Source organism: Salinicola lusitanus (assembly GCF_003206045.1).
GTDB lineage: Bacteria > Pseudomonadota > Gammaproteobacteria > Pseudomonadales > Halomonadaceae > Salinicola > Salinicola lusitanus.
This window is the reverse complement of record NZ_PZJM01000002.1, coordinates 39,591-61,576: the sequence shown is the minus strand read 5'-3', so window position 1 is coordinate 61,576 and position 21,986 is coordinate 39,591. Positions and strand designations below refer to the sequence as shown.

Below are 21,986 nucleotides of genomic sequence, written 5' to 3'. Positions count from 1 at the left end.
CTGACAAAAGGTCTGAGGAGCCTTATGATCGGTTGCAGCGGCGTTCGCCCTCGCTTAGCTTAGGGCCTGTAAACGCCATTTCCCCCGCTGCGGAGTTCGGTCATGAGTCTCAACAGGGATCGGGCAGACACTGCCTTTACGTTTAAAGGCGGCATGTTGCCGATGACAGTCATGGAACTGGCCAGCGGCGATCCGGAGCGCATTCGCGCGCAACTGGCCGGCAAGGTCAGTCAGGCACCGGCCTTTTTCCAGCATACTCCAGTGGTGTTGGGCGTCGAGCAGCTCGACGAACCCCATCTCGCTCTCGAGCGAATCTGCGCCGTGTGCCGCGCGCACAAGCTGCTGCCGGTAGCGGTGCGTGGTGGTTCCGACCCGATCAAGCAGTCGGCCTGGGCGCTGGGGCTGGGCTGGTTTCCGCCGCAGGAGAGCCGCCCGCGAGCCGTCGACACCCGACCCGTGGAAGCCGCGGTCGAGGCGGAACTGCCAGTGCCGCCGCCGGAGGCGACCGTGCAGGCGGGAGGGCGCATCCATCGCGGGACGGTGCGTTCCGGTCAGCAGATCTCCGCCTCGGAAGGCGATCTGGTCGTGATCGGCGCCGTCAATCCCGGCGCCGAGGTGCTGGCCGCGGGCAGCGTGCATGTCTACGGGTCGCTGCGGGGGCGGGCCCTGGCCGGTATCCACGGTGATCGCGAAGCCGGTATCTTCTGCCATGATCTGCATGCCGAACTGCTCTCCGTGGCGGGTACCTACAAGCGCCTCGAGGATATCGATCCAAAGATGCTGGGGTGCTCGGTGCAGGTGCAACTCAAGGAAGACCAGTTAAGGATCTCGGCGCTGACCTGATTGGCGCGGGAACGATCAATAGTTATCGGGCAACAGGAAGTTCATCTTGGCCAAGATCATCGTTGTAACATCCGGTAAAGGTGGCGTCGGTAAAACGACCAGCGCGGCAGCCATTGCCACGGGCCTGGCCCTGCGCGGCAACAAGACCGTGGTCATCGACTTCGACGTCGGTCTGAGAAATCTGGACCTGATCATGGGCTGCGAGCGTCGTGTCGTTTACGACCTGGTCAACGTCATCCAGGGCGAGGCCGGACTCAAGCAGGCCATGATTCGCGACAAGCGCTCGGAGAACCTGCATATTCTTCCCGCCTCCCAGACGCGAGACAAGGATGCGCTGACGCTCGAGGGCGTCGAGAAGGTGTTGATGGACCTCTCCGAGGAGTTCGACTACATCATCTGCGACTCGCCCGCTGGCATCGAGCGGGGCGCCCAGCTGGCGCTTTACTTTGCCGACGAAGCAGTGGTGGTGACCAACCCGGAAGTCTCCTCGGTACGCGACTCCGACCGGATCCTCGGGCTGCTCTCCTCCAAGTCGCGTCGTGCCGAGCAGAACCGGGACCCGATCAAGGAGCACCTGCTGGTCACGCGCTACAACCCCAACCGGGTCGATGACGGCGACATGCTCAACCTGGAAGACATCCGCGAGATCCTGGCGATCGATCTGGTCGGCCTGATCCCGGAGTCGGAAGCGGTGCTGCGCGCCTCCAACCAGGGGGTGCCGGTCATTCACGACGACAAGAGCGACGCCGGTCAGGCATACGCTGACACCGTGTCCCGGCTGATGGGTGAAGACGTGCCGCTTCGTTTCCAGTCGGTGCAGAAACGCGGGCTGATCGCACGCATGTTCGGAGGAGGAGGCCGCCGGTGAGGCTACTCGATTTTCTCAAGGGCGAACGCAAGAAATCCGCATCCGTCGCCAAGGAGCGGCTGCAGATCATCGTTGCGCACCAGCGTGGGCATCGGGGACAACCCGATTACATGCCGATGCTCGAGCAGGAGCTGCTCGAAGTGATCCGGCGCTACGTCAAGGTCGACCAGGACGCCATCAATATCAGTCTCGACAGCGACAACGACTGCTCGGTGCTCGAACTCAACGTCACGCTGCCCAACGAGGGCGAGACCGTCAAAGGCTAGGTCCGACGATGCATTAGTCGCTGGTTGGCGGTGCATGAGTCGCACCACCGGCTGTGCTAGGCTTGGCCTTTTGCGCAGCCGGAGAGCGGAATGGCCAACAGCGGAGCGGTCCGTAACAGCAAAGCCCAGCCTCAGGCAGAACCCACCTTCCTTTGGCACGACTACGAGACCTTCGGCGCCGATCCTCGTCGGCACCGTGCTTCGCAGTTCGCGGCCATTCGCACCGATGCCGAATTCAACGAAATCGGCGAGCCGCTGACGCTCTACGCGCGCCCGGCCGACGATGACCTGCCCACGCCCCAGGCTTGCCTGATCACCGGCATCACCCCCCAGGCCGCCATGCGTCGCGGTCTTCCCGAAGTGGAATTCGCCGCCCGTATCCAGGCCGAGATGAGCGTGCCCGGCACCTGCTCGCTGGGTTACAACAGTTTGCGTTTCGACGACGAGGTGAGTCGTCATCTGTTCTACCGCAACCTCTTCGACCCCTATGCCCGGGAGTGGCAGAACGGCAACTCGCGCTGGGATCTGATCGACGCGGTGCGCGCGTTCTATGCCGTGCGCCCGGAGGGTATCGAGTGGCCCAAGCGCGAGGATGGCGCGCCCAGCTTCAAGCTCGAGCATCTGACCGCCGCCAACGGCATCGCGCACGAGGGGGCGCACGACGCCTTGGCGGACGTGCGGGCCACCATCGGCCTGGCGCGGCTGCTGCGGACGCAGAACCCCAAGTTCTTCGACTACCTGCTGTCGTTGCGTCAGAAGCGCCGGGTGGCCGGGCTGCTCGATGTCGAGGCGCGCAAGCCGATGCTTCACATCTCGCGGCGCTATCCCGCCAGTCGCGGCTGTAGCGCGCTGGTGGTGCCGCTGGCAGCGCACCCTTCGAACCCCAACGGGATCATCGTCTATGACCTCGCGGTCGATCCGGCACCGCTGTTCTCGCTGACGCCCGAGGAGATTCGTGCGCGCATCTTCGTCAGCGACAGCGAGCTGGCCGAAGGCGAAACGCGGATTCCATTGAAGGTGGTTCACCTCAACCGTAGCCCGGTGCTGTTGCCGATCGCCACGGCCGACGAGACCGTGACCCAGCGGCTGGGGCTCGACCGGCCGCTGTGCGAGCGCCACTGGCAGGCGCTGGTGCAGAATCCGGAGTCCTCCCGCAAGGCGGCGATGGCCTTCGCCGAGCCTCCCGCCGATCCACCGCGGGACCCCGATCTGATGCTCTATTCCGGCGGCTTCTTCTCGCCGCATGACCGTCAGGCGATGGAGCGGGTCCACGCCACGCCGCCGGATGAGCTGGGGCAGACCGGCTTCGCCTTCCAGGATCCGCGGCTGGAGGAGATGCTGTTCCGCATGCGCGCGCGCAGCTATCCCGAGACGCTGGAGAGCGAGGAGAAGGCGCAGTGGGATGCGTTCCGCTGGTCGCGCATGAACGACCCGCAGAGCGGCGCCTTCACCCTCAAGGAGTTCGCCCGCGAGATCGAACGGCTCAACCAGACCCCGCTGGGGGATCGCGAACGCCAGGTGCTGGAGGAGCTGGTGATGTACGTCGAATCGATCATGCCGGAGCAGGCCTTCGACGCCTACTGAGATATCCCCTGCCTGACAGTCGGCGCGCAGCCGTCGCGCGTCATCGCCCTGTCACACTCGCTGCCTAGCCTGCATTCCCTTGATCACAACCAACAAGTCTGGATCAGGGGAACTTCATGGGAAGCGAGATCGGACGGCGTCGCGGCGCGGCGCTGAGGGCGGTGTCGTTGTCGGCGGCGACGCTTTCGGCGCTGGTGTCCGGGGCGAGCATGGCCGACGTCTACGCCATCGCCAGCGGTCATACCGAAGCGACACCTCGCAGTGTGACCGGCACGGATAGGGTGAACGTCGAGGCCGGGGCCGTGCTCGACACCGACAGGGATACGGCGATCGAGTGGCACGGGGCGTCGCCCGCTGCCGGCGTGACCATCGATAACGCCGGCTCGATTCTCAGCCGGAAACGGGGCATCGACACCGATGGGGATGACAGCGAGCGCTCGCTGACGCTATACAACGCCGCCGGCGCGATCATCGACACCGGTAACGACGTCTTCAGGGTCGATACTGACCTAAGCGATGGCGAGATCATCGTCGATAACGCTGGCACGCTGCATTCGGCCGGCGGTCAGGTCCTGGATTTCGCCTCGATCGAATCACCGACGGCTGTCGTCACGATCACCAATGCTGAAAGCGGTGTGATCGAGGCCGACGACAACGATGCGATTCGCCCAGGCGCCGGCAAGATCACCATCGATAATGCCGGCCGGATTCTATCGACCGCCTCCGCCAATCGCGGAATCCACGTCGCCGATGTCGCCCATCTTGCCGAGTTTCATCTGCGCAACGAACGTACCGGGATCATCGAATCCACCGACGACGCCGTGCGGATCGATGGCGATGGCGGCCCGCGAGGCGACGCGGTGGTCACGGTCGACAACTACGGCCTGATTCTCTCCTCCGGCACCGGCGACGACGGTGGCCAGGCGATCGATTTCGATCACATCGAAGCCGGTCAGGCCAGGGTCACGATCAACAACTACGCCGGCGGCGAAATCCGCGCCGAAGACGCCGATGCCCTGCGCCCCGGAGCAGGGGCGACGGTCAACAACGCCGGTAGCATCGTCGCCAACAGCAGCGAACCCGATGCCTCCAACGACGGGGTCGATCTGCAAGATCATGCCGCGACGATCAACAACCTGGCCGGCGGTACGATATCCGGCGCGCGACACGGCATCACCACCGATGTGGAGGTGACCGTCTACAACGCGGCGGGCGCGACGATCCGGGGGAGCAACGGCTCGGGTGTCGGCTCCGACGGCAACGGGACGGTCGTCAACGCGGGCTTGATCAGCGGCGACATCGATAGCGACTCCGAGCTGGGCGATGGCGACGGCGTGGATATCGACTTCATCGGCCATATCACCAACCGCGGCACGATTCGGGGAACCGGCGCCAAGGGCCAGAAGCCGGGCGATACCCCCAATCAGAGCGAAGGGATCGCCATGGGCGGCGGCACCATCGTCAATGCCAGCGAGAGTGCGCTGATCCGCGGCGCCGACAACGGCATTCTGATCGACGATGGCAGCAGCGGTGGTGCCTACGGCGAGACCACGATCATCAACCGCGGCACCATCGAGGGTATCGATGGCTATGGTATTTCGCTGGTTGGCGACTATGACGATACCGTCGTCAACTCGGGGCGGATCGCCGGGGGTAACGGCCTGGCGCTGGATCTGGGGGGCGGCGACGACACCCTGGTCGTCCAGAGTGGGGCGACGTTCGACGGTCGCATCGACGGTGGTGATGGCGTCGATACGATCCTGCTCGACGGGGAGGGTGTGTTTGCCGGTGGCGACAATGTCGAACTGCTCTCGATCAAGGGTGACTGGCGGCTCACCGGCACGCAGCGCTACGCGGATGGGATCGACATCACCGGCGGCAGCCGTCTCGATCTCGACGGCACGCTGGATGGCCCGCTTGCGGTGGCGGCCGATGGCCTGCTCGGAGGCAACGGCACTTTGGGGAGCGTGACGGTGAAGGGCACGATCTCGCCCGGCAACTCCGTCGGCCAGTTGAACGTGGTCGGCGACTACCGGCAGACGGCGGGTTCCACCTACCGGGCGGAGATCGAGGGGGCCGGGCGCGGTGACCGAATCCATGTTTCCGGCACGGCGTCGCTGGCTGGCGAGCTTGCGGTGACCCCGCTGTCGGATGCCGCTTATGCGCCTTCCCGCTATACCCTGATCAGCGCGGCGGGGGGCGTCACCGGCGCCTACGACGCGCCCGAGTCCTACTCGCCGTTCTTCGATCTCGACCTGGATTACCAGGCCAATGCCGTGGTGCTCGACGTCGCTCGCAACGACACCCGCTTCGCCGATCTTGCCGCGACCGACAATCAGCGGGCGAGCGCGGCCGGGATCGAGAGCCTGGGCGCGGGCAATGGTATCTATGACGCGGTTATCGCCACCACCGATATCGCGACCCTTCGCCAAGATTACGACGCGCTGTCCGGCGAGATTCATGCCAGCACGCGTTCCGGACTGATCGAGGAGAGCCGGTTCGTGCGCGAGGCCGTGTTCGGGCGCTTGCGGCGTGCCGGGTCGGCACCTCACCACACCAGTACGGGCGCCGCATCGGCGCTGGGTAAACTGCCCGATCAGCGCCCGGGGATGTGGCTGCAAGGGTTCGGCGGCTGGGGCAGGAGTGACGGCGATGGCAATGCCACTGGGCTGGAGCGCTCGACACGCGGGCTTTTCGTAGGTATCGACAGGGTAGTCGGCGCCAGCGAAGAGACGGCGTGGCAGCTCGGTGTGGCCGGTGGCTATGGCCGCTCGGACTACGACGTCGACCGGCGCGACTCCTCCTCCGAGATCGACAGCTACACCCTGGCCGCCTACGCCGGCCGCTCCTTCGGGCCCGTGGGGCTGCGCCTGGGCGCGGCGCACGCCTGGCACGATATCGACACACGACGCGCGATCGACGTTGCGGACGCCGGGACGGCCAAGGCTTCCTACGAGGCGCGCACCGCACAGCTCTTCGGTGAGGTCGGTATCGCCCTGACGGCGGGTCGGACTCGGCTGGAACCCTACGCCGGGCTCGCCTATGTCGATCTCCACAGCGACGGCTATCAGGAGCGCGGCGCGGCGGGCCTGGATGGCGAGGATGGAGACGCGGAGGTGACCTACTCGACCCTCGGGCTGCGCACGACGACACCATTCGAGATCGGCGGCGCCAGCGCCGTCTGGCAGGCGGCGGCAGGGTGGCAGCACGCTTTTGGCCAGCGCACGCCAACGGCGGAGCAGGCCTTCCGCGGCGGAGAGACCTTTGCGGTCGACGGCATACCGGTGGGCGAGGATGCGATCACGCTCGCCACCGGGATCGACATGGCGCTCTCGTCGGCAACTTCGGTAGGGGTGGGCTACACGGGCAGACTGGCCAGCGACACCCGGGATCAGAGTGTCGATGCCAATCTGACGATACGTTTCTAGACGCACTCTGCCATCACTGGCTGCGCACCGCCGATCGCGCCAAGCCTGTGTAACGACGAAACCCCAGCCAGATGGCTGGGGTTTCGCGTGGATGGGCGCGCTCGAGCGGGTCGAATCCTGCCCGGGTGCCGCTCGCTGAGACGCCGCTCAGCGCGACAGCGGGACGAAACCTTTGGTCAACGCATCCACGTTGCTGGGCTGGTCACCGGGATCTGCGGTGACATCGAGCACCGGGCTCCGGCGCAGTGTCTGCCAGGCGCTGCGGATATCCGCTGCGGTCAGCTCGTCGACCTTGGCGGCCAGTCGCTGGCGCCGGTCGAAGTCGGCCTGTGGATAGGCCAGCGTCTGCCACAGACGGTCGGCCCGTGCCGAGAGCGACGGGTCACGCTGCAGCAGTTGCTGACGCACGGCCTGGCGATAGGGCGCTAGATCGTCGTCACCCAGTGCGGCGATGCGCTGATCGAAAGCGGCGAGGAAGGCATCCATCCGCTGGTCGATCGTCGCGCTGGAGACGCTGGGGGACTGCACCAGCATCATCAGGCCCGGCGCGTTCATGAACGGCGCGTAGCCGGCGCTGACGATGTAGCCGAGCTGCTCGTCGGTGCGCAGCTTGGCGAAGAAGGGCGGTCCGATCAGTTGTCCGATCACGGCCAGGCTGGCCTGGTCTTGCAGCGAGAGGTCGGGGCCTTGCAGGTAGCGCAGCACCGCCGAGTCGCCGCGAGCCGTTGCTGGGTGCAGTACCGGGGCGTTCGCGGGAACGTCGAGCACTGTCAACGGCGGGATGGCACTGGCGCGGAGTTCTGGCGCCAGCGCATTGGCAACCAGCAGCCCCTCACGCTTGGCGAGAGGGGCATCGAGGTTGCCCACCGCCATGGCCTGGAGGTAGAGCCTGTCGAGGAACTGCTGGCGGTAGTCGCGCACGTCCTGGGCATCGATGCCGTCGATCGCTGCCAGCATGTTCGTGGTGCTGATCTGCGGGCGCATCAGGGCCTCGCTCAGGGTACGCTGCAGTTGCTGGTAGAGTGCGTCCTGGGGCGCGTTTTCCCAGTTGCGCTTCAAGCCCTGCTTGACCCGCTCGACACTGGCGTCGGTGATCTCGCCCTGGCGCAACTGCTCGACAACGGTCCTCATCAGGCGGTCCTGATGATCGCGCCAGCCGGAGAAGGCCAGCGTGATACCGCGACCGTGGGCGTAGGCGGCGAACTCCTGTCCGGCCAGTGATGCCGGGTAGAAACGCTCGTTGAGGCCGTCGTTCAGCCAACCGGCGAGCAGCCGGGTCAGCACCGCATGCCGGGCGTCCCGGGACGCATCCGGATTCTGCAGGCTGAAGCGCCATTCGACTCGCGGTGCACCGAAATCGCTGTCGGCCTGATGCCAGATCTCGACGCTGGGTGAGTCGACCAGGCGGGCGGGCTCGGCGCTCTCGAACGGCTGAACGCTCAGATCCTCGGCAATGTACGGGTTGGCGTCTGGCAGCCCCAGGCCATCGAGGGAAGCGCCTGCGGGCCAGTCATCGCGTCGTGTCAGGGTATAGGGCGTCGAGAAGTAGCGGGTGGTCTCGTCACCCGTCACGTCCGGGCCGCTGTAGACTCGCAGCAGGTTGTCGGGTGTCAGGCGCCCGAGGATGTCGTCGATGGCTTCCGGGTCGAATCGGTCCATGCGGTAGGGCGCGTACTGCACGTCCTGAAGCGGATAGTGGGCCAGGCTCATCGCCATGCCTCTGACGGTATCGATCGGCTCGCTGCGCTGCTGGAAGCGGAAACTCTGCTCTGCCAGCTTGGCCTGTTCCCGGTAGCGCCATGCCTCGACGCCGTGGTCGCGGATGCGCCGGATCTGATCGAACAGGCTGGCCTGGATCTCGTCGAGATGGCGTTCGCCCTCCGGGGTCAGGCTGATCGAGACGTCGAACAGCGCGTGGCGGCCGTCACCCGCGCGGGTACCGGCGGACAGGCCGTCGGCCCACCCCGCCTTGCGCAGGGCTGCCAGAAGGCTGCCCTCACCCTCGTGTCCGAGCAGGTTGGCGAGATAGTCGTCCGGCTTGTCGGCGTATTCGAGGGTGGGGTCGTCGATGGGGAAGAGGAATTCCAGCTGACGACGCGCCTCGTTGCTCTTGATGCGAATCGACGCCGGCAGGTCACCGGCCCTCGCCAATGGCTGATCGACCACCGGCTTTTGCAGGCCGCGATCGGGTATCGCGGCGAAACGTTGGCGGACCTGCTTCTCCATGGCATCCAGCGGCTCGGGGGAGAGCACGGTCAGATGCATGACATTGGCATCGTAATGGCGCTGGTAGAAATCGAGCAGCGCCTGGCGCAGTGGCCTGTGGTCGCTGTTGAGCGTCTCCAGACTGCCGACCGAGAAGTGATTGAGCGGATGCTCGGGGTTGAGCGCCTTGCCCAGCGCCTCGTTGATGCGGCGGGCGTCATCGTCGCGCCTGGCCTGGTATTCGGAATTCACCGCGTGGCGTTCGCGGTCGACATAGTCGGGGTTGAACTGCGGGGAGATGAAGAACTGCGAGAATCGATCGAGTGCTTCGGGAAAGGCGCCCGGATCCACGTCGAAGTAGAAGTTGGTGTCCTGGTCGGCGGTGAAGGCGTTGTGGGAACCCCCGTTCTGGGAGATGAAGCGCTGGTAGCCGTCCGGATCCGGGTAGCCTTCGGTGCCCAGGAACAGCATGTGCTCGAGGAAGTGCGCCAGCCCGGGCATGTCGGCCGGGTCACTGTTGCTGCCCACCGAGACGTCCATGGCCGCCGCGGCCTTGTCGGCCTCGGGATCGCTGATCAGTAAGGCCTGCAGGCCGTTGTCCAGGGTGATGGCGCGATACTGGCGATGGTCATTCGGGCTCTGGATGATAGGGCCCTGAACGAGCGCGGCATGGTCGGCCGGTTCGGGATCGGGAGCGGCGGTCGCCGTACCGGGACTTGCCAGCAATCCGAGTACCAGTGCCATCGCCAGGCAGCCGGCCAGGTGCCAGGTGCCCCGCAGGATGCGTTGCGGCGACGTGATGCCGGTGGACGCCGAGTGATGGCGCGTGGAGTGGAAACGGGGTTCCTGCATACGAACTCTCTCGCTGATGACCAGGGGGGAAGTGCAAACCGGGGTCTTGAAGTGATGGATCGATACCTGCCGCGGCGAAGCGTTCATGGGGTCCAGACGCGCATGGGGCCGATGGGATAGCCGCAGGCCCACTCCTGATGCGCGGGGTCGTTCACCTGTTTTGATACCGGAAACGCGCCCAACAGTTCCTTGTCGGCCGGACCGATGAGCTCGCGGATCGATGCTGGCGACGTACCCGGCGAGAGCCAGGTCTCGGTCTGTCGGGGGTCGATGACCATGGGCAGGCGATCGCTCATGGGGGCGATGACTTCCGTGGTGGGGACCGTGATCAGGGCGAAGGAGTCGCGTGCCGTGCCGGCGTCCGGCGCATGGCGGCTCCAGATGCCGGCCAGCAGCAGTGGCGACCGGTCGACATGGGTCACCAGGAAGGGCTGTTTGCCGCGCAGCCCGCTCTGCCAGACATAAATGCCGGTCACCGGCAGCAGGCACCGGCGCTCGGCCAGGGCTTCGCGGAACATCGGTCGCTCGTCGAGCGATTCGGCACGGGCGCAGTGAGGCGCCTGATCCAGCACTTTCAGCCATGTGGGAGTGAGCCCCCAGAACGCGTCGCGCAGCACGGTGGTCCCCGCCTCCTGGCGCAGAATCGACAGCCAGCGGCGCGGCGCCAGGTTGGGGCCGAAGACTGGCGGGTCGATACCGCGAAAAGCGGGACTTGCCGGATGACGAGTCCAGTCGTCGACATGCAGCCGACCAGCCATGGTGTCTCCTCTTGAACGATCGGATGGCGAGGGCAACAGCCTATGCCACCGCTGGCGCCGGGCCAAGGCGTTATTCACCCGGGAAGGAGAGAGGGAGGCGATCTTTTCGCCCAGGTGTCCGTGGCGTAAAACCCTTACAAAATCGTCACGTTAATCCGCTCGGCGCTTGCGTTTACGCGGTATGGCGATATGCTGGGAAACGCTGTTCGATTTTAAGTCGACAACAATATTTTCCGGCTTCCGAATCATCGGCAGCGATTCGACATCATTCCGAGCGAGGAATTTCATGGCTCGACCGCGACAGCACGCCCCCGAGGCGCTCCATGCACAGGTCATGGCGGCCTGCGATGCCTGGCTGCGAGAAAATCCCGTGCACACGCTGTCGCTGCGCTCACTGGCTCGCGATGTGGGTTGCGCACCGAGCACGCTGCTCAAGCTCTACGGCAGCTTCAGCAACCTGCTGCAGTACGTCAACATCGAGACGCTCGACAGGATGGGGGCGGCGGTATCCTGGCTGGAAGACGCCGATCCGGAGCCGCAGCTCAAGGCTCTGGCGACGGCCTACTGGCAGTTTGCCCAGCATGAGCCTCATCGCTGGCAGATGCTGTTCGAGTATCCGTTGGCGGACGAGGGAGAGCTCGACGAGCGCCAGAGTCATATCATCGATGCGCTGTTCCTGCGCGTCGAGAGCGCACTCAAGGCTCATCAGCCGGCACTCGACGATGCCGCTGCCCGGCGCATGGCAAGAACGCTCTGGGGCAGCGTGCATGGCCTGGTCCAGTTGGGGCTCAATGACCGCCTCGGTTACTGGCAGGGGCAGCCGATGGAAGTGGGCGAACTGCTCGACCAGCTGTTGTCGATGACGCTGAATGGCCTGCGCTACCTGTCGGAAGACTCGTGAATTCGGGGTTGCTGGCCCAGCGCCGCTTTGCGCCGTTCTTCTGGACCCAGGCCCTGGGTGCCTTCAACGACAACCTTTTCAAGAATGTCCTGCTGCTGCTGCTGACCTTCGTCGCCGTACCCCGCTACGGCTGGGACACGGGGTTGCTGAACAACCTGGCAGCGGGACTCTTCATCCTGCCATTCTTCCTGTTTTCCGCCTGGGGCGGCACCCTCGCCGATCATCTCGACAAGCAGAGGCTCGTCCGCCGGCTCAAGCTGCTGGAGCTGGCCACGATGATCGCGGCCGCGGCAGCGGTCTGGTTCGAGCTGTTTGGCCTGCTGCTGGCACTGTTGTTCATGATGGGCACGCAGTCGGCGCTGTTCGGTCCGGTCAAGTACGCCATCCTGCCGCAGCATCTGGCCGCCACCGAGCTGGTCAAGGGCAATGCCTGGGTCAACCTGGGCACTTTCGTGTCGATTCTGCTGGGGACTCTGGCGGCCGGCGTACTGGCTTCGCTGGAAGGCGCGCTGGGAAGGGCGGCCATTGCGACCAGTCTGGTGGTGATTGCCGTGATCGGTGTCGTCGTCAGCCTGAGGATCCCGGCGGCGCCTCCGAGCGTGACCGGGCGCGTGCCATGGCGCCCGCTCTCCGGTACCTGGGGAGTGCTGCGTGACGGTCTTGCCGAGAAGAAGGTTCGTCCGGCACTGATCGGTATCAGCTTCTTCTGGTTTCTGGGCGCCTGTTACCTGACCCAGTTGCCTGCATGGGTGAAAGACGTGGTGCACGGCAGCGAAGGTGCCGTCAGCTTCCTGCTCGGCGCTTTCGCGATTGGCGTGGGCCTGGGGGCGCTGCTCTGTTCGCGGTTGTCGGCGGGGCGGCTGGAACTCGGTTTGGTACCCATCGGCGCGCTGGTCATCGGTGTCTCCGGGCTCGAGCTGGCTGCGCAGTCGAGTTTCGCCGCGGAACGCCTGACCCTGGTCGAGCTACTGGCGATGACTGATTTCTGGCGCATGAGCACGCTGCTGGCGCTGGTGGGGCTCGGCGGCGGCCTCTATAGCGTACCGCTCTATACCCTGATGCAGCTGGCCAGTCGCGAGGAGCGTCGGGCCCGCATGATCGCCGCCAACAATATTCTCAACGCGCTGTTCATGATCCTCTCCGCCGTGTTCGGGATCGTGGTGCTGAGCGTGATGGAGCTGTCGCTCTTCACGCTGTTCGCCTGCCTGGGCTGGTCGGCCCTGCTGGTGGGCGTGGCGCTGCTGATGCGAAACCCCCGGCCCGCGCTGAGACTGCTGATTTTTGCCCTGGTTCAAATGCTGTACCGGCTCCGGTGCCGTGGCCGACAGCATGTACCCGCCACCGGGCCGGCGCTGGTGGTCTGCAACCATGTCAGCTTCATGGATGCGCTGGTGCTCGGTGGCGCCTGCCCCCGTCCGCTGCGATTCATGATGGATCGGCCGATCTACGAAAACCCCTGGGTTCACTGGTTCTTCCGGATCGCGGGTGCCATTCCGGTCGACTCCGACCGCCGCGATCCCGGCGGCGTTCGTCGCGCGCTGGAAGAAGTCAGTCGCGCGTTGCGCAATGGCGAGGTGGTGATGATCTTCCCCGAAGGGCGGTTGACGCCGGACGGCGATGTGCACGCTTTCCGGCGGGGTCTGGACCTGGTGCTGGCGCGGGATCCGGTGCCGGTGGTGCCTGCGGCGCTGTCGGGGCTGTGGGGGTCGTGGACATCCAACAAGGATGGCAAGGCGCTGACCAAATGGCCGCGCCGGCTGAGAGCGCGGGTGCTGCTGGTCTTCGGCGAGCCGATTCCCGCCGGCTACTCGCCGAGGCGAACCCTGGAACGGCGGGTTCGAGGTCTCAAGCGGGCGGCCGATCAGAGCTTGTCCCGGAAGCTGGGTGGACCGATCTAGGCTCTGTGCGAAACCTGGCTGTGCTCGGCAATACGGCGTCGAAATCGGCTGGAGCGCCAGCCCGGTCCGTCTATGCCGATTTTTGCCTTGGCTACGCGCCCCGGTCTGGCCTTCGCTCGCCGATTTTCCGTACCAACCCTAGCCCGCGCCGGTCGCGGTCAGCATCCTGTCCGCGCCCTTGTCGGCTCATTCGCCGCTGCGGCGCCGCACGCCCTGTTGCCAGCAGCGCACCGAGGTGATCAGGTTGTCCCCGATCTCGAGGATTTCCAGGCGGGTCGCGCCGATCTGCAGGCAGGCCTGGGCATCGGGGAAGGACTCCAGCTCCTCCAGAATCAGCCCGTTGAGGGTCTTGGGTCCATCCGTCGGCAGCTGCCAGCCGAGCGCCTTGTTGACCTCGCGGATGTTGGCCGTGCCCTCGATGATATAGCCGCCATCCGTCTGCGGGTGAATGTCCTTGTAGGTGCCGGCGACGTCGGTGGTGAACTCGCCGACGATCTCCTCCAGGATGTCCTCCAGCGTGGCCAGCCCCTCGACATCACCATACTCGTCCACCACGACGCCGATGCGGCGCTTCTGCTGCTGGAAATTGAGCAGTTGCGTGTGCAGGGGCGTCGACTCCGGAATGAAGTACGGTTCCCGGGCTTCCTGGACGATGGCGGCCTTGTTGAGATCCGGCTTGGAGAGAAAGCGCGAGGCGTTACGCAGATGCAGAATGCCGATGATGTTGTTGATGTCGCCCTTGAAGATCGGCAGCCGGGTGTGCTGGCTCTGGCGGATCTGGGCGAGCAGGGTTTCCAGATCGTCGTCCAGGTCGAGGCCGACGATTTCGTGACGGGGCACCATGATGTCGTTGACGGTGACGTTCTCGAGATCGAGGATCGACAGCAGCATCGCCTGGTGGCGGCTGGGAATGAGCGAGCCGGCTTCGTGAACCACGCTGCGCAGTTCGTCGCGGGTCAGGTTGTCGGCGCCGGCGTCCAGGTGGCGGACGCCGATGAGCCGCAGCAGGCCGTTGGAGATGGCGTTGACCAGCCAAACCACCGGGTAGAGCAGCCGCAGCAGCGGCGCCAGGATCAACGAGGCGGGCAGCGCGATGCGGTCCGGTTTGACGGCGGCGTAGGTCTTGGGCGTGACCTCGCCGAAGATCAGCACGACGATGGTCAGTACCAGCGTGGCGATGGCCGGCCCGGAGACGTCGCCGAAGAAATGGATGGCGACGATGGTGGCAATGGAGGCGGCGAGGTTGTTGACCAGGTTGTTGCCGATGAGGATCACGCCCAGCAGGCGGTCGGGGCGCTTGAGCAGCTCGACGACGCGGCTGGCGGAGCGAGAACCGGCGTTGGCCTGATGATTCAATCGATAGCGATTGATCGACATCATGCCGGTTTCCGAACTGGAGAAGAATGCTGACAGGCAGACCAGAACAAACAGCAGGCCCAGCATGAGGCCCAGGGGTATGTCGTCGCTCAAGGCGGAGAATTCCTCATGGAGTTGTCAGGTTGTTGTAGGGCGTTAGCCGGAGCCTGTCAACGCGGCCGATGACCGCGCGACGGAGTTTCCGGCCGGGCAAGTGCTCAGGCGTTGTAATGGAAGATGTATTCGAGCACGAACTTGGTGCCGAAGAACGCCAGTACCAGCATCGCGACACCGGCCAGCGTCCAGCGCACCGCCTTGGGTCCACGCCAGCCGAGAAGATGATGCCCCGCCAGCAGGCCGGCGAATATCAGCCACGCCAGCAGCGACAGGATGGTCTTGTGGGCCAGGTGCTGGGCGAACAGGTTGTCGACGAACACGAATCCGCTGACGATGGCGACCGTCAGCAGCAGCATGCCGCACCAGATCAGCTCGAACAGCAGTTGCTCCATGCGGGTCAGCGGCGGCAGTACCTGGACGATGCCGCTGGTCTGGCGGCGCTTCAGGGCGTGGTGCTGGAAACCGAGCAGCGCGGCCTGGACCGCGGCAATGGCCAGGAAGGAGAACGCGGCGATCGAGCTGAGGATATGGAAATAGAGGCCGGGAGAGACCCCGGACTCGATCATTCGGCTGGGCATGCCGACCACGCCGACGATGGTGATGGCGGCCAGCGGGAAAACGCAGACGCCGGCGTTGAGTACGGGCTTGAACAGGCTGGCGGCCAGCAGCAGCGCCACGACCAGCCAGCCCACCAGCGCGGCACTCTGGGTCAGTCCCAGATGCAGGCCGTGCGGGCCGATGATGGCCAGGGCGATGATGAAGGTGTGGCAGCCCAGCGCGATCAACCCGGCGCTGCGTACCCAGCTCGGGCGTTCGGCGACCCGTCGGGCAAGGCTCAGGCTCTGCCATAGCCCGGCGGCGAGATAACAGACAATAGCGACAAGGGCGAAAGGAAGCGCCGGCATCGGTGTTTTGGCCTCGTGGGCGGTCTTCGAGCAGCCGCCGTGACGATGAAAAGAGTGCGAGATGCGGATGCGCCGGGAGCTGTTGCCGCTTCAGCGCGGCCGTACAAGCGGCAACGGATCCTGAATGATAGGCCATCGCGTTTCGCCGCCACTATACCCAATCACCGCCAACTCGCCCAGCCATCGACTCGTGGCGCCGCACTGCATGGAGCCTGGCCGCATCCATGCGTATAATGCTGGCCACATTCCTTTCCAGTGGCGTCGCGAGCTCGAGTTCGAGCCTCGGTGATGCCAGGCATCGCTGCCCGGAGCGTTTCATGTTCGAAAGTCTCTCCAATCGCCTGTCGCAGACGCTCAAGTCGATTACCGGCCAGGCGCGTCTGACCGAAGACAACATCAAGGACACGCTGCGCGAAGTCCGTCGGGCGCTGCTCGAAGCCGATGTCGCCCTGCCGGTGGTCAAGGACTTCGTCGATCGGGTGCGCGAACGCGCGGTCGGGCAGGAGGTCTCCAAGAGCCTCTCGCCGGGCCAGCAGTTCGTCAAGATCGTCCAGCAGGAGCTGGAGTCGATCATGGGCCAGGCCAACGAGGCGCTGACGCTCAAGGGCACGCCCGCCGTCGTGCTGATGGCCGGCCTGCAGGGCGCGGGCAAGACCACTTCCGTCGCCAAGCTAGCCAAGTACCTGCGCGAGCGCGAGAACAAGAAAGTGCTGGTGGTCTCCGCCGACGTCTACCGGCCGGCGGCCATCGATCAGCTCGAGACGCTGGCCAGGGAAGTGGAGGTCGATTTCTTCCCGTCGACCAGCGCCCAGCAGCCGGTGGCGATCGCCGAGGCGGCGATCAAGCACGCCAAGATCCAGTTCCACGACGTGGTGATCGTCGACACCGCCGGCCGGCTGGCGGTGGACGAGGCGATGATGGCGGAGATCCAGGCCCTGAATCAGGCGATCCAGCCCCAGGAGACACTGTTCGTCGTCGACGCCATGACCGGCCAGGATGCCGCCAACACTGCCAAGGCGTTCCATGACGCGCTACCGCTGACCGGGGTCATCCTGACCAAGGCCGACGGCGATGCGCGCGGCGGTGCCGCGCTGTCGGTGCGTCATATCACCGGCAAGCCGATCAAGTTCATGGGGATGGGCGAGAAGGTCGACGCCCTCGAGCCGTTCCACCCCGATCGCGTGGCCTCGCGGATTCTCGGCATGGGCGACGTGCTGTCGCTGATCGAGGAGGCCGAGCGCAACGTCGACAAGGGCAAGGCCGAGCGGCTGGCCAAGAAGGTCAAGAAGGGGCAGGGATTCGATCTCGAGGACTTCCGCGACCAGCTTCAGCAGCTCAAGAAGATGGGCGGCATGGGTGGCTTGATGTCCAAGCTGCCGGGTATGGGGCAGATGGCGGAGATGGCCCAGAACAAGGGCGCCGAGCAGGAGTTCGGCAAGCTCGAGTCGCTGATCAACTCGATGACGCCCCAGGAGCGCCGCAAGCCCGAGATCATCAACGGTTCGCGCAAGCGGCGTATCGCCATGGGGGCGGGGCTGCAGGTGCCCGATCTCAATCGTCTGCTCAAGCAGCACAAGCAGATGCAGAAGATGATGAAGAAAGCCGGCCAGAAGGGCGGCATGCAGAAGATGATGCGCGGCATGTCCGGCATGATGGGGGGCGGAGGACCTGGCGGTCCCGGAGGCCCCGGCGGGATGGGGGGCATGGGCGGCGGCGGTTTCCCTCGGCGCTGACTCGCCCACCCGCAACAAAAGGTTTCCAATACACGGTGTTTTCCGTAGAATGCTGCGTCTTCGTCTCGGGCGAGTGTCCGAGAAGACTCGATTTCGTGGCGTAACGATTAACTTAACCGAAGGATTATCAACGCAATGGTAACCATTCGTCTGGCACGTGGTGGCGCCAAGAAGCGTCCCTTCTATCACCTGACCGTCAGCGATTCTCGCGTTTCCCGCGATGGACGCTTCATCGAGCGCGTCGGCTTCTTCAATCCGGTCGCCCGCGGCCAGGAAGAGCGCCTGCGTGTCGATCTGGACCGTGTCACCCACTGGCAGTCCCAGGGTGCGCAGGTCTCCGATCGCGTCGCCGAGCTGGTCAAAGAAGCTCGCAAGGCCCAGGCCTGAGATCGATCGTCATGCCGCAGGCGGCTCGCAAGACACTGTCGGGTGAAACCTTGCCGAAAGATTCCGAGCAGGACATAACCTATGCAGGGTGACGAGACGCAACAGGTGGTGCTGGGTCGATTGACCAGCCCGCACGGCGTGAAAGGGTGGCTCAAGGTCTACTCGTACACCAGCCCGGCCCAGGGCATCTTCGACTATCCGGTGTGGATACTGTCGATGCGGGGGCAGCAGCAGTCGCGACGTCTGCTCGAGGCGCGGCCGCAGGGCAAGGGGCTGGTGGTGCGACTGGAAGGCATCGACACGCGGGAGCTGGCCGAGCAGTTGGCCGGTGCCGATGTGGCGGTGGAAAAGACGGCGCTACCCGAACTGGATAGCGGCGAATATTACTGGCATCAGCTGGAAGGGCTCGAGGTGGTGACCCGCGACGGCGTCAAGCTGGGACGTGTCGACCACTTGTTCGAGACCGGTGCCAACGATGTGCTGGTGGTCAGGCCCTCCGAGGAGAGCCTCGATGATCGCGAGCGGCTGCTGCCGTTCCTGCCTGACGACGTCATCGTTCAGGTCGATCTGGCCGATCGCTCCATGATCGTCGATTGGGACCCCGCCTTCTGACGACGACAGTGCTGGCACCCGGTGCCGCTGTCCAGGTCGGTGAGAGCCAAGCGTTCGGCAACGGGTAGGAGAAGCGTACCGTGTGGATTGGTGTCGTATCCCTGTTCCCGGAGATGTTCGAGGCGATCACCCGGCACGGTGTCACCGGACGCGCCGTTGAACGGGGGCTGCTGGAACTGGCGTTCTGGAATCCCCGTGACTACGCCACCGACCGGCACCGCACGGTGGACGACCGTCCCTATGGCGGCGGCCCCGGCATGCTGATGAAGGTCGATACCCTGCGCGGGGCATTGGCCGAGGCGCGGGCCGGTGCCGAGTCTGCCGGCCATCGGCCTAGCGTGATCTATCTGTCTCCCCAGGGACGCAGGCTGGATCAGGCAGGGGCGCGGGAGCTGGCAACCCGTGACGGGCTGATCGTCGTGGCGGGTCGTTACGAAGGTATCGACGAGCGCGTGGTCGAGGCCGATATCGATGAAGAGTGGTCGATCGGCGACTACGTGCTCAGCGGCGGCGAGCTGCCGGCCATGGTGATGATCGATGCGCTGGCGCGAGAGGTGCCCGGGGTGCTGGGCCACAGCGATTCGGCCAGCGAGGATTCGTTCGCCGACGGCCTGCTGGACTGCCCGCACTACACGCGGCCCGAAGTCATCGACGGCCATCGTGTCCCGGACGTCCTGCTCAGCGGCAATCACGAGCTGATTCGTCGCTGGCGACTGAAGCAATCCCTCGGGCGCACCTGGCTCAGGCGCCCGGATATGCTGGAGAGCCGAACGTTGGATCGCGAACAGCGCAAGCTGCTCGACGAATTCATCGACGAACACGCCGCGGGAAGCATCTCCCCCCGCGACGGCGGTGCATGAGACGGTAGGTTCTCGCACAGAGTGACCGTCGACATGTGTCATCCACGAGTCCGATTCCGCCCCGACCGTTCGTCGGACGGGCGCCGGGATCACGAAACGCCCCAGGGCGTTTCTTCAACGAGGAGCAAGACATGAGTAGCAAGAGCAAGGTGATCCAGGCGCTCGAGAACGAGCAGATGAGCAAGGAAATCCCGGCGTTCGCGCCCGGCGATACCATCGTCGTCCAGGTCAAGGTCGTGGAAGGCAGCCGCGAGCGCCTCCAGGCATTCGAAGGCGTCGTCATCGGCAAGCGTAACCGCGGCCTGAACTCCGCCTTCACCGTGCGCAAGATCTCCCACGGTGTCGGCGTCGAGCGTACCTTCCAGACCTACAGCCCGCTGGTGGCCGGTATCGAAGTCAAGCGTCGCGGCGACGTGCGCCAGGCCAAGCTTTACTACCTCCGCGAGCGCAGCGGCAAGTCTGCCCGCATCAAGGAAAAGCTGGGCTGATCCGGCCCGCGCCTTCGACTGGAGGCGCATCCGGCTGGTCCGCAGGAAACCCCGCGAGTCGTTCGGCTCGCGGGGTTTCCGCGTTATGATGGTGCTTTTGGCCACATAGCCCCTGCCATCACGGAGCCGCATGAACGACCACGACCGACGCGATGCCTTCCTCGATGCGCTGTGGCTGGAACGCGGTGTCAGCGAGCATACGCTGAGCGCCTACCGCCGGGATCTGACGGCCTGGATCGGTTATCTCGAAGCGCAGGACGAACGGCTGCTGGCGCCCGGCGAGAGTACGCTGTTGGCGTTCGTCGATGTCTGTCGTGAGCGCTACCATGCGCGGTCCATCGCCCGCCAGCTCTCCTGTCTGCGGCGCTTCTATCGCTGGGCGCTGGCGGAAGGGTTGATGAGTCACGACCCGCTGGCGGAGATTCAGGCCCCCCGAGTGCAGCCGGGGCTGCCATCGACACTCGAGGAGCACGATGTCGATCGCCTGCTGCTGGCGCCGGATGTGGAGACCGCGCTGGGGTTGCGGGATCGCGCCATGCTGGAAGTGCTCTACGCCTGCGGGTTGCGGGTATCGGAACTGGTGGGGCTGACCGTCAACGCGATCAATCTGCGCCAGGGGGTCGTGATGGTGCGTGGCAAGGGCGACAAGGAGCGTCTCGTGCCGCTGGGGGAAGAGGCCCTGGCCTGGGTCGACCGCTATCTGCGTCAGGGCCGCAACGAGCTGATGCGGGATATCCGTCAGCCGCCGCTGTTCCCCGGCCGCCACGACGGTTTCATGACCCGCCAGACCTTCTGGTACCGGCTCAAGCACTACGCCCAGCTGGCGGCCATCGACAAGCCGTTGTCGCCCCACACCCTTCGCCACGCCTTCGCGACTCATTTATTGAATCATGGGGCCAATTTACGTGTCGTACAGTTGCTGCTGGGTCACAGCGACCTGTCGACCACGCAGATCTATACCCACGTGGCCCAGGCGCGCCTGGAAGCGCTGCACGCCCAACACCACCCGAGAGGTTGAACATGAGAAGTCGTTTACTGCCCGCACTTGCCCTGGTGGGCGTGGCTCTGGCGCCGAGTGCGTTCGCCGAGCCCCCCGCCGACCTCGCCGACAAGCTGAATGCCCACAGTGGTCAGCCGCTGCCGATCGAGGCCATCGATGACTCACCGGTGCCGGGGCTCTACGAGGTACGCCTGCGCGGCGGTAACACGCTCTATTCGGATGCCGACGGGCAGTACCTGATCGTCGGCGACCTCTATGAGAACGCCGACGACGGCATGGTCAATCTGACCGAACAGGCCGCCAACCAGCGCCGCAAGGCTCTGGTCGACGCCGTTCCCGAGGACCAGCGGGTGGTCTACAAGCCGGCCGGCGAGGTGAAGGCCAGGCTCACCGTGTTCACCGACCCCACCTGCCCCTACTGTCACAAGCTGCATGCCGAGCTGTCCCAGCTCAACGAGATGGGGATCGAGGTGGACTACCTGGCCTTCCCGCGCATGGGTCCCAGCTCGGATGCCGCCCGGCAGCTCGCCCGGGTATGGTGTGCCGACAACCGCTCCGAGGCGATGAGCGCTGCGTTCCGCGGTGACGAGGTGGACGCGCCGAAGAACTGCGACGCTCCGATTGCGGCCCAGTATCGGCTCGGCGTCGAGTCCGGCATCCAGGGAACGCCCGCGATCATCTTCCCCGATGGCAAAATGGTACCCGGCTATCTGCCGGCGAAGCGTCTGGCGGCGATGCTCGACGTGAATGCCGACGGCGACAGCTGACGCCTGGCGTGAATCCCCTCGAGTCGGCTTGACAAGGGGGGCTGGGCTTTCTACCGTGACCGCCCTTCAGGGCGCTTTGTGGATGAAATCCGTTCGACAAAGGACAGGTGCCGCGACCGCGGTCACCGCTCCGTGGGGTGAGGCGACCAGTACAATCG

18 protein-coding genes are annotated in these 21,986 nt (G+C 65.2%); 14 read left to right on the top strand and 4 right to left on the bottom strand.

The annotated features are described in order from the left end of the window. The first annotated feature begins 102 nt into the window (after positions 1–102). The 5 genes from minC (at position 103) to DOM45_RS02065 (ending at position 6,989) form a co-directional block, all read left to right on the top strand. Positions 103–843, top strand: coding sequence for a septum site-determining protein MinC (gene minC / locus DOM45_RS02085; RefSeq protein WP_110597871.1), 741 nt, complete (start codon positions 103–105; stop codon positions 841–843). Positions 844–889: 46 nt separating this feature from the next. After that, the gene (minD, locus tag DOM45_RS02080; protein ID WP_110597870.1) at positions 890–1,711 is read left to right on the top strand and encodes a septum site-determining protein MinD; all 822 of its coding nucleotides are present in this window, start codon (positions 890–892) and stop codon (positions 1,709–1,711) included. Then, positions 1,708–1,977 (top strand): cell division topological specificity factor MinE, encoded by a 270-nt coding sequence (gene minE / locus DOM45_RS02075; protein WP_110597869.1) that lies wholly within the window; start codon positions 1,708–1,710, stop codon positions 1,975–1,977. The genes minD and minE overlap by 4 nt, the downstream gene beginning before the upstream one ends. 90 nt (positions 1,978–2,067) lie before the next feature. Next, a complete protein-coding gene (gene sbcB / locus DOM45_RS02070) occupies positions 2,068–3,561 on the top strand; it encodes an exodeoxyribonuclease I (RefSeq protein WP_110597868.1) in 1,494 nt (497 codons plus the stop codon). A gap of 116 nt (positions 3,562–3,677) precedes the next feature. Beyond that, complete coding sequence (locus DOM45_RS02065; protein ID WP_110597867.1) at positions 3,678–6,989, top strand: autotransporter outer membrane beta-barrel domain-containing protein; 3,312 nt, start codon at positions 3,678–3,680, stop codon at positions 6,987–6,989. 147 nt (positions 6,990–7,136) lie between these two features. Here the strand turns inward: DOM45_RS02065 and DOM45_RS02060 are convergent, their stop codons facing one another. Both DOM45_RS02060 and DOM45_RS02055 read right to left on the bottom strand, forming a co-directional pair. Next, positions 7,137–10,046, bottom strand: coding sequence for an insulinase family protein (locus DOM45_RS02060; protein ID WP_240612261.1), 2,910 nt, complete (start codon positions 10,044–10,046; stop codon positions 7,137–7,139). Positions 10,047–10,129: 83 nt separating this feature from the next. Then, entirely contained in the window at positions 10,130–10,804 is a 675-nt protein-coding gene (locus tag DOM45_RS02055) for an SOS response-associated peptidase (protein ID WP_110597866.1), read from the bottom strand. Positions 10,805–11,090: 286 nt separating this feature from the next. Here DOM45_RS02055 and DOM45_RS02050 point away from each other — a divergent pair, with 286 nt between their 5' ends. Together DOM45_RS02050 and DOM45_RS02045 are read left to right on the top strand one after the other, a co-directional pair. Next, on the top strand, positions 11,091–11,705 hold the full coding sequence (locus tag DOM45_RS02050; RefSeq protein ID WP_110597865.1) for a TetR/AcrR family transcriptional regulator: 615 nt from the start codon (positions 11,091–11,093) through the stop codon (positions 11,703–11,705). Then, positions 11,702–13,603 carry an MFS transporter gene (locus DOM45_RS02045; protein ID WP_232822182.1) on the top strand — a complete coding sequence of 634 codons (1,902 nt, stop codon included), beginning with the start codon at positions 11,702–11,704 and terminating at the stop codon, positions 13,601–13,603. Before DOM45_RS02050 ends, DOM45_RS02045 begins: the two co-directional genes overlap by 4 nt. Before the next feature lie 186 nt (positions 13,604–13,789). Here DOM45_RS02045 and DOM45_RS02040 read toward each other — a convergent pair whose 3' ends face one another. Beyond that, positions 13,790–15,073, bottom strand: coding sequence for an HlyC/CorC family transporter (locus DOM45_RS02040; protein ID WP_110597864.1), 1,284 nt, complete (start codon positions 15,071–15,073; stop codon positions 13,790–13,792). Positions 15,074–15,177: 104 nt separating this feature from the next. Then, positions 15,178–15,981 (bottom strand): cytochrome C assembly family protein, encoded by an 804-nt coding sequence (locus tag DOM45_RS02035; RefSeq protein WP_110597863.1) that lies wholly within the window; start codon positions 15,979–15,981, stop codon positions 15,178–15,180. A gap of 317 nt (positions 15,982–16,298) precedes the next feature. Between DOM45_RS02035 and ffh the strand changes: the two genes are divergently transcribed. From ffh to DOM45_RS02000, 7 genes are all read left to right on the top strand, one after another. Beyond that, complete coding sequence (gene ffh, locus DOM45_RS02030; protein ID WP_110597862.1) at positions 16,299–17,714, top strand: signal recognition particle protein; 1,416 nt, start codon at positions 16,299–16,301, stop codon at positions 17,712–17,714. Between the two features lie 135 nt (positions 17,715–17,849). Further along, entirely contained in the window at positions 17,850–18,101 is a 252-nt protein-coding gene (gene rpsP / locus DOM45_RS02025; RefSeq protein ID WP_110597861.1) for a 30S ribosomal protein S16, read from the top strand. An 81-nt stretch (positions 18,102–18,182) separates the two neighbouring features. Continuing rightward, a complete protein-coding gene (gene rimM / locus DOM45_RS02020) occupies positions 18,183–18,713 on the top strand; it encodes a ribosome maturation factor RimM (RefSeq protein ID WP_110597860.1) in 531 nt (176 codons plus the stop codon). Between the two features lie 80 nt (positions 18,714–18,793). Next, positions 18,794–19,573, top strand: a complete 780-nt coding sequence (trmD, locus tag DOM45_RS02015) for a tRNA (guanosine(37)-N1)-methyltransferase TrmD (RefSeq protein WP_110597859.1) — start codon at positions 18,794–18,796, stop codon at positions 19,571–19,573. Positions 19,574–19,704: 131 nt separating this feature from the next. Next, complete coding sequence (rplS, locus tag DOM45_RS02010) at positions 19,705–20,061, top strand: 50S ribosomal protein L19 (RefSeq protein WP_110597858.1); 357 nt, start codon at positions 19,705–19,707, stop codon at positions 20,059–20,061. Between the two features lie 130 nt (positions 20,062–20,191). Further along, complete coding sequence (xerD, locus tag DOM45_RS02005) at positions 20,192–21,079, top strand: site-specific tyrosine recombinase XerD (protein WP_110597857.1); 888 nt, start codon at positions 20,192–20,194, stop codon at positions 21,077–21,079. 2 nt (positions 21,080–21,081) lie between these two features. Further along, the gene (locus DOM45_RS02000) at positions 21,082–21,828 is read left to right on the top strand and encodes a DsbC family protein (RefSeq protein ID WP_110597856.1); all 747 of its coding nucleotides are present in this window, start codon (positions 21,082–21,084) and stop codon (positions 21,826–21,828) included. Positions 21,829–21,986: the final 158 nt, after the last annotated feature.

What these genes read in the sequence shown, in the direction of transcription:
- minC (WP_110597871.1), top strand. Translation starts at nt 103, where the DNA reads ATGAGTCTCAACAGGGATCGGGCAGACACTGCCTTTACGTTTAAAGGC.
- sbcB (WP_110597868.1), top strand. Translation starts at nt 2,068, where the DNA reads ATGGCCAACAGCGGAGCGGTCCGTAACAGCAAAGCCCAGCCTCAGGCA.
- DOM45_RS02065 (WP_110597867.1), top strand. Translation starts at nt 3,678, where the DNA reads ATGGGAAGCGAGATCGGACGGCGTCGCGGCGCGGCGCTGAGGGCGGTG.
- DOM45_RS02060 (WP_240612261.1), bottom strand. Translation starts at nt 10,046, where the DNA reads ATGCAGGAACCCCGTTTCCACTCCACGCGCCATCACTCGGCGTCCACC.
- DOM45_RS02055 (WP_110597866.1), bottom strand. Translation starts at nt 10,804, where the DNA reads ATGGCTGGTCGGCTGCATGTCGACGACTGGACTCGTCATCCGGCAAGT.
- DOM45_RS02050 (WP_110597865.1), top strand. Translation starts at nt 11,091, where the DNA reads ATGGCTCGACCGCGACAGCACGCCCCCGAGGCGCTCCATGCACAGGTC.
- DOM45_RS02035 (WP_110597863.1), bottom strand. Translation starts at nt 15,981, where the DNA reads ATGCCGGCGCTTCCTTTCGCCCTTGTCGCTATTGTCTGTTATCTCGCC.
- ffh (WP_110597862.1), top strand. Translation starts at nt 16,299, where the DNA reads ATGTTCGAAAGTCTCTCCAATCGCCTGTCGCAGACGCTCAAGTCGATT.
- rpsP (WP_110597861.1), top strand. Translation starts at nt 17,850, where the DNA reads ATGGTAACCATTCGTCTGGCACGTGGTGGCGCCAAGAAGCGTCCCTTC.
- rimM (WP_110597860.1), top strand. Translation starts at nt 18,183, where the DNA reads ATGCAGGGTGACGAGACGCAACAGGTGGTGCTGGGTCGATTGACCAGC.
- rplS (WP_110597858.1), top strand. Translation starts at nt 19,705, where the DNA reads ATGAGTAGCAAGAGCAAGGTGATCCAGGCGCTCGAGAACGAGCAGATG.
- xerD (WP_110597857.1), top strand. Translation starts at nt 20,192, where the DNA reads ATGAACGACCACGACCGACGCGATGCCTTCCTCGATGCGCTGTGGCTG.
- DOM45_RS02000 (WP_110597856.1), top strand. Translation starts at nt 21,082, where the DNA reads ATGAGAAGTCGTTTACTGCCCGCACTTGCCCTGGTGGGCGTGGCTCTG.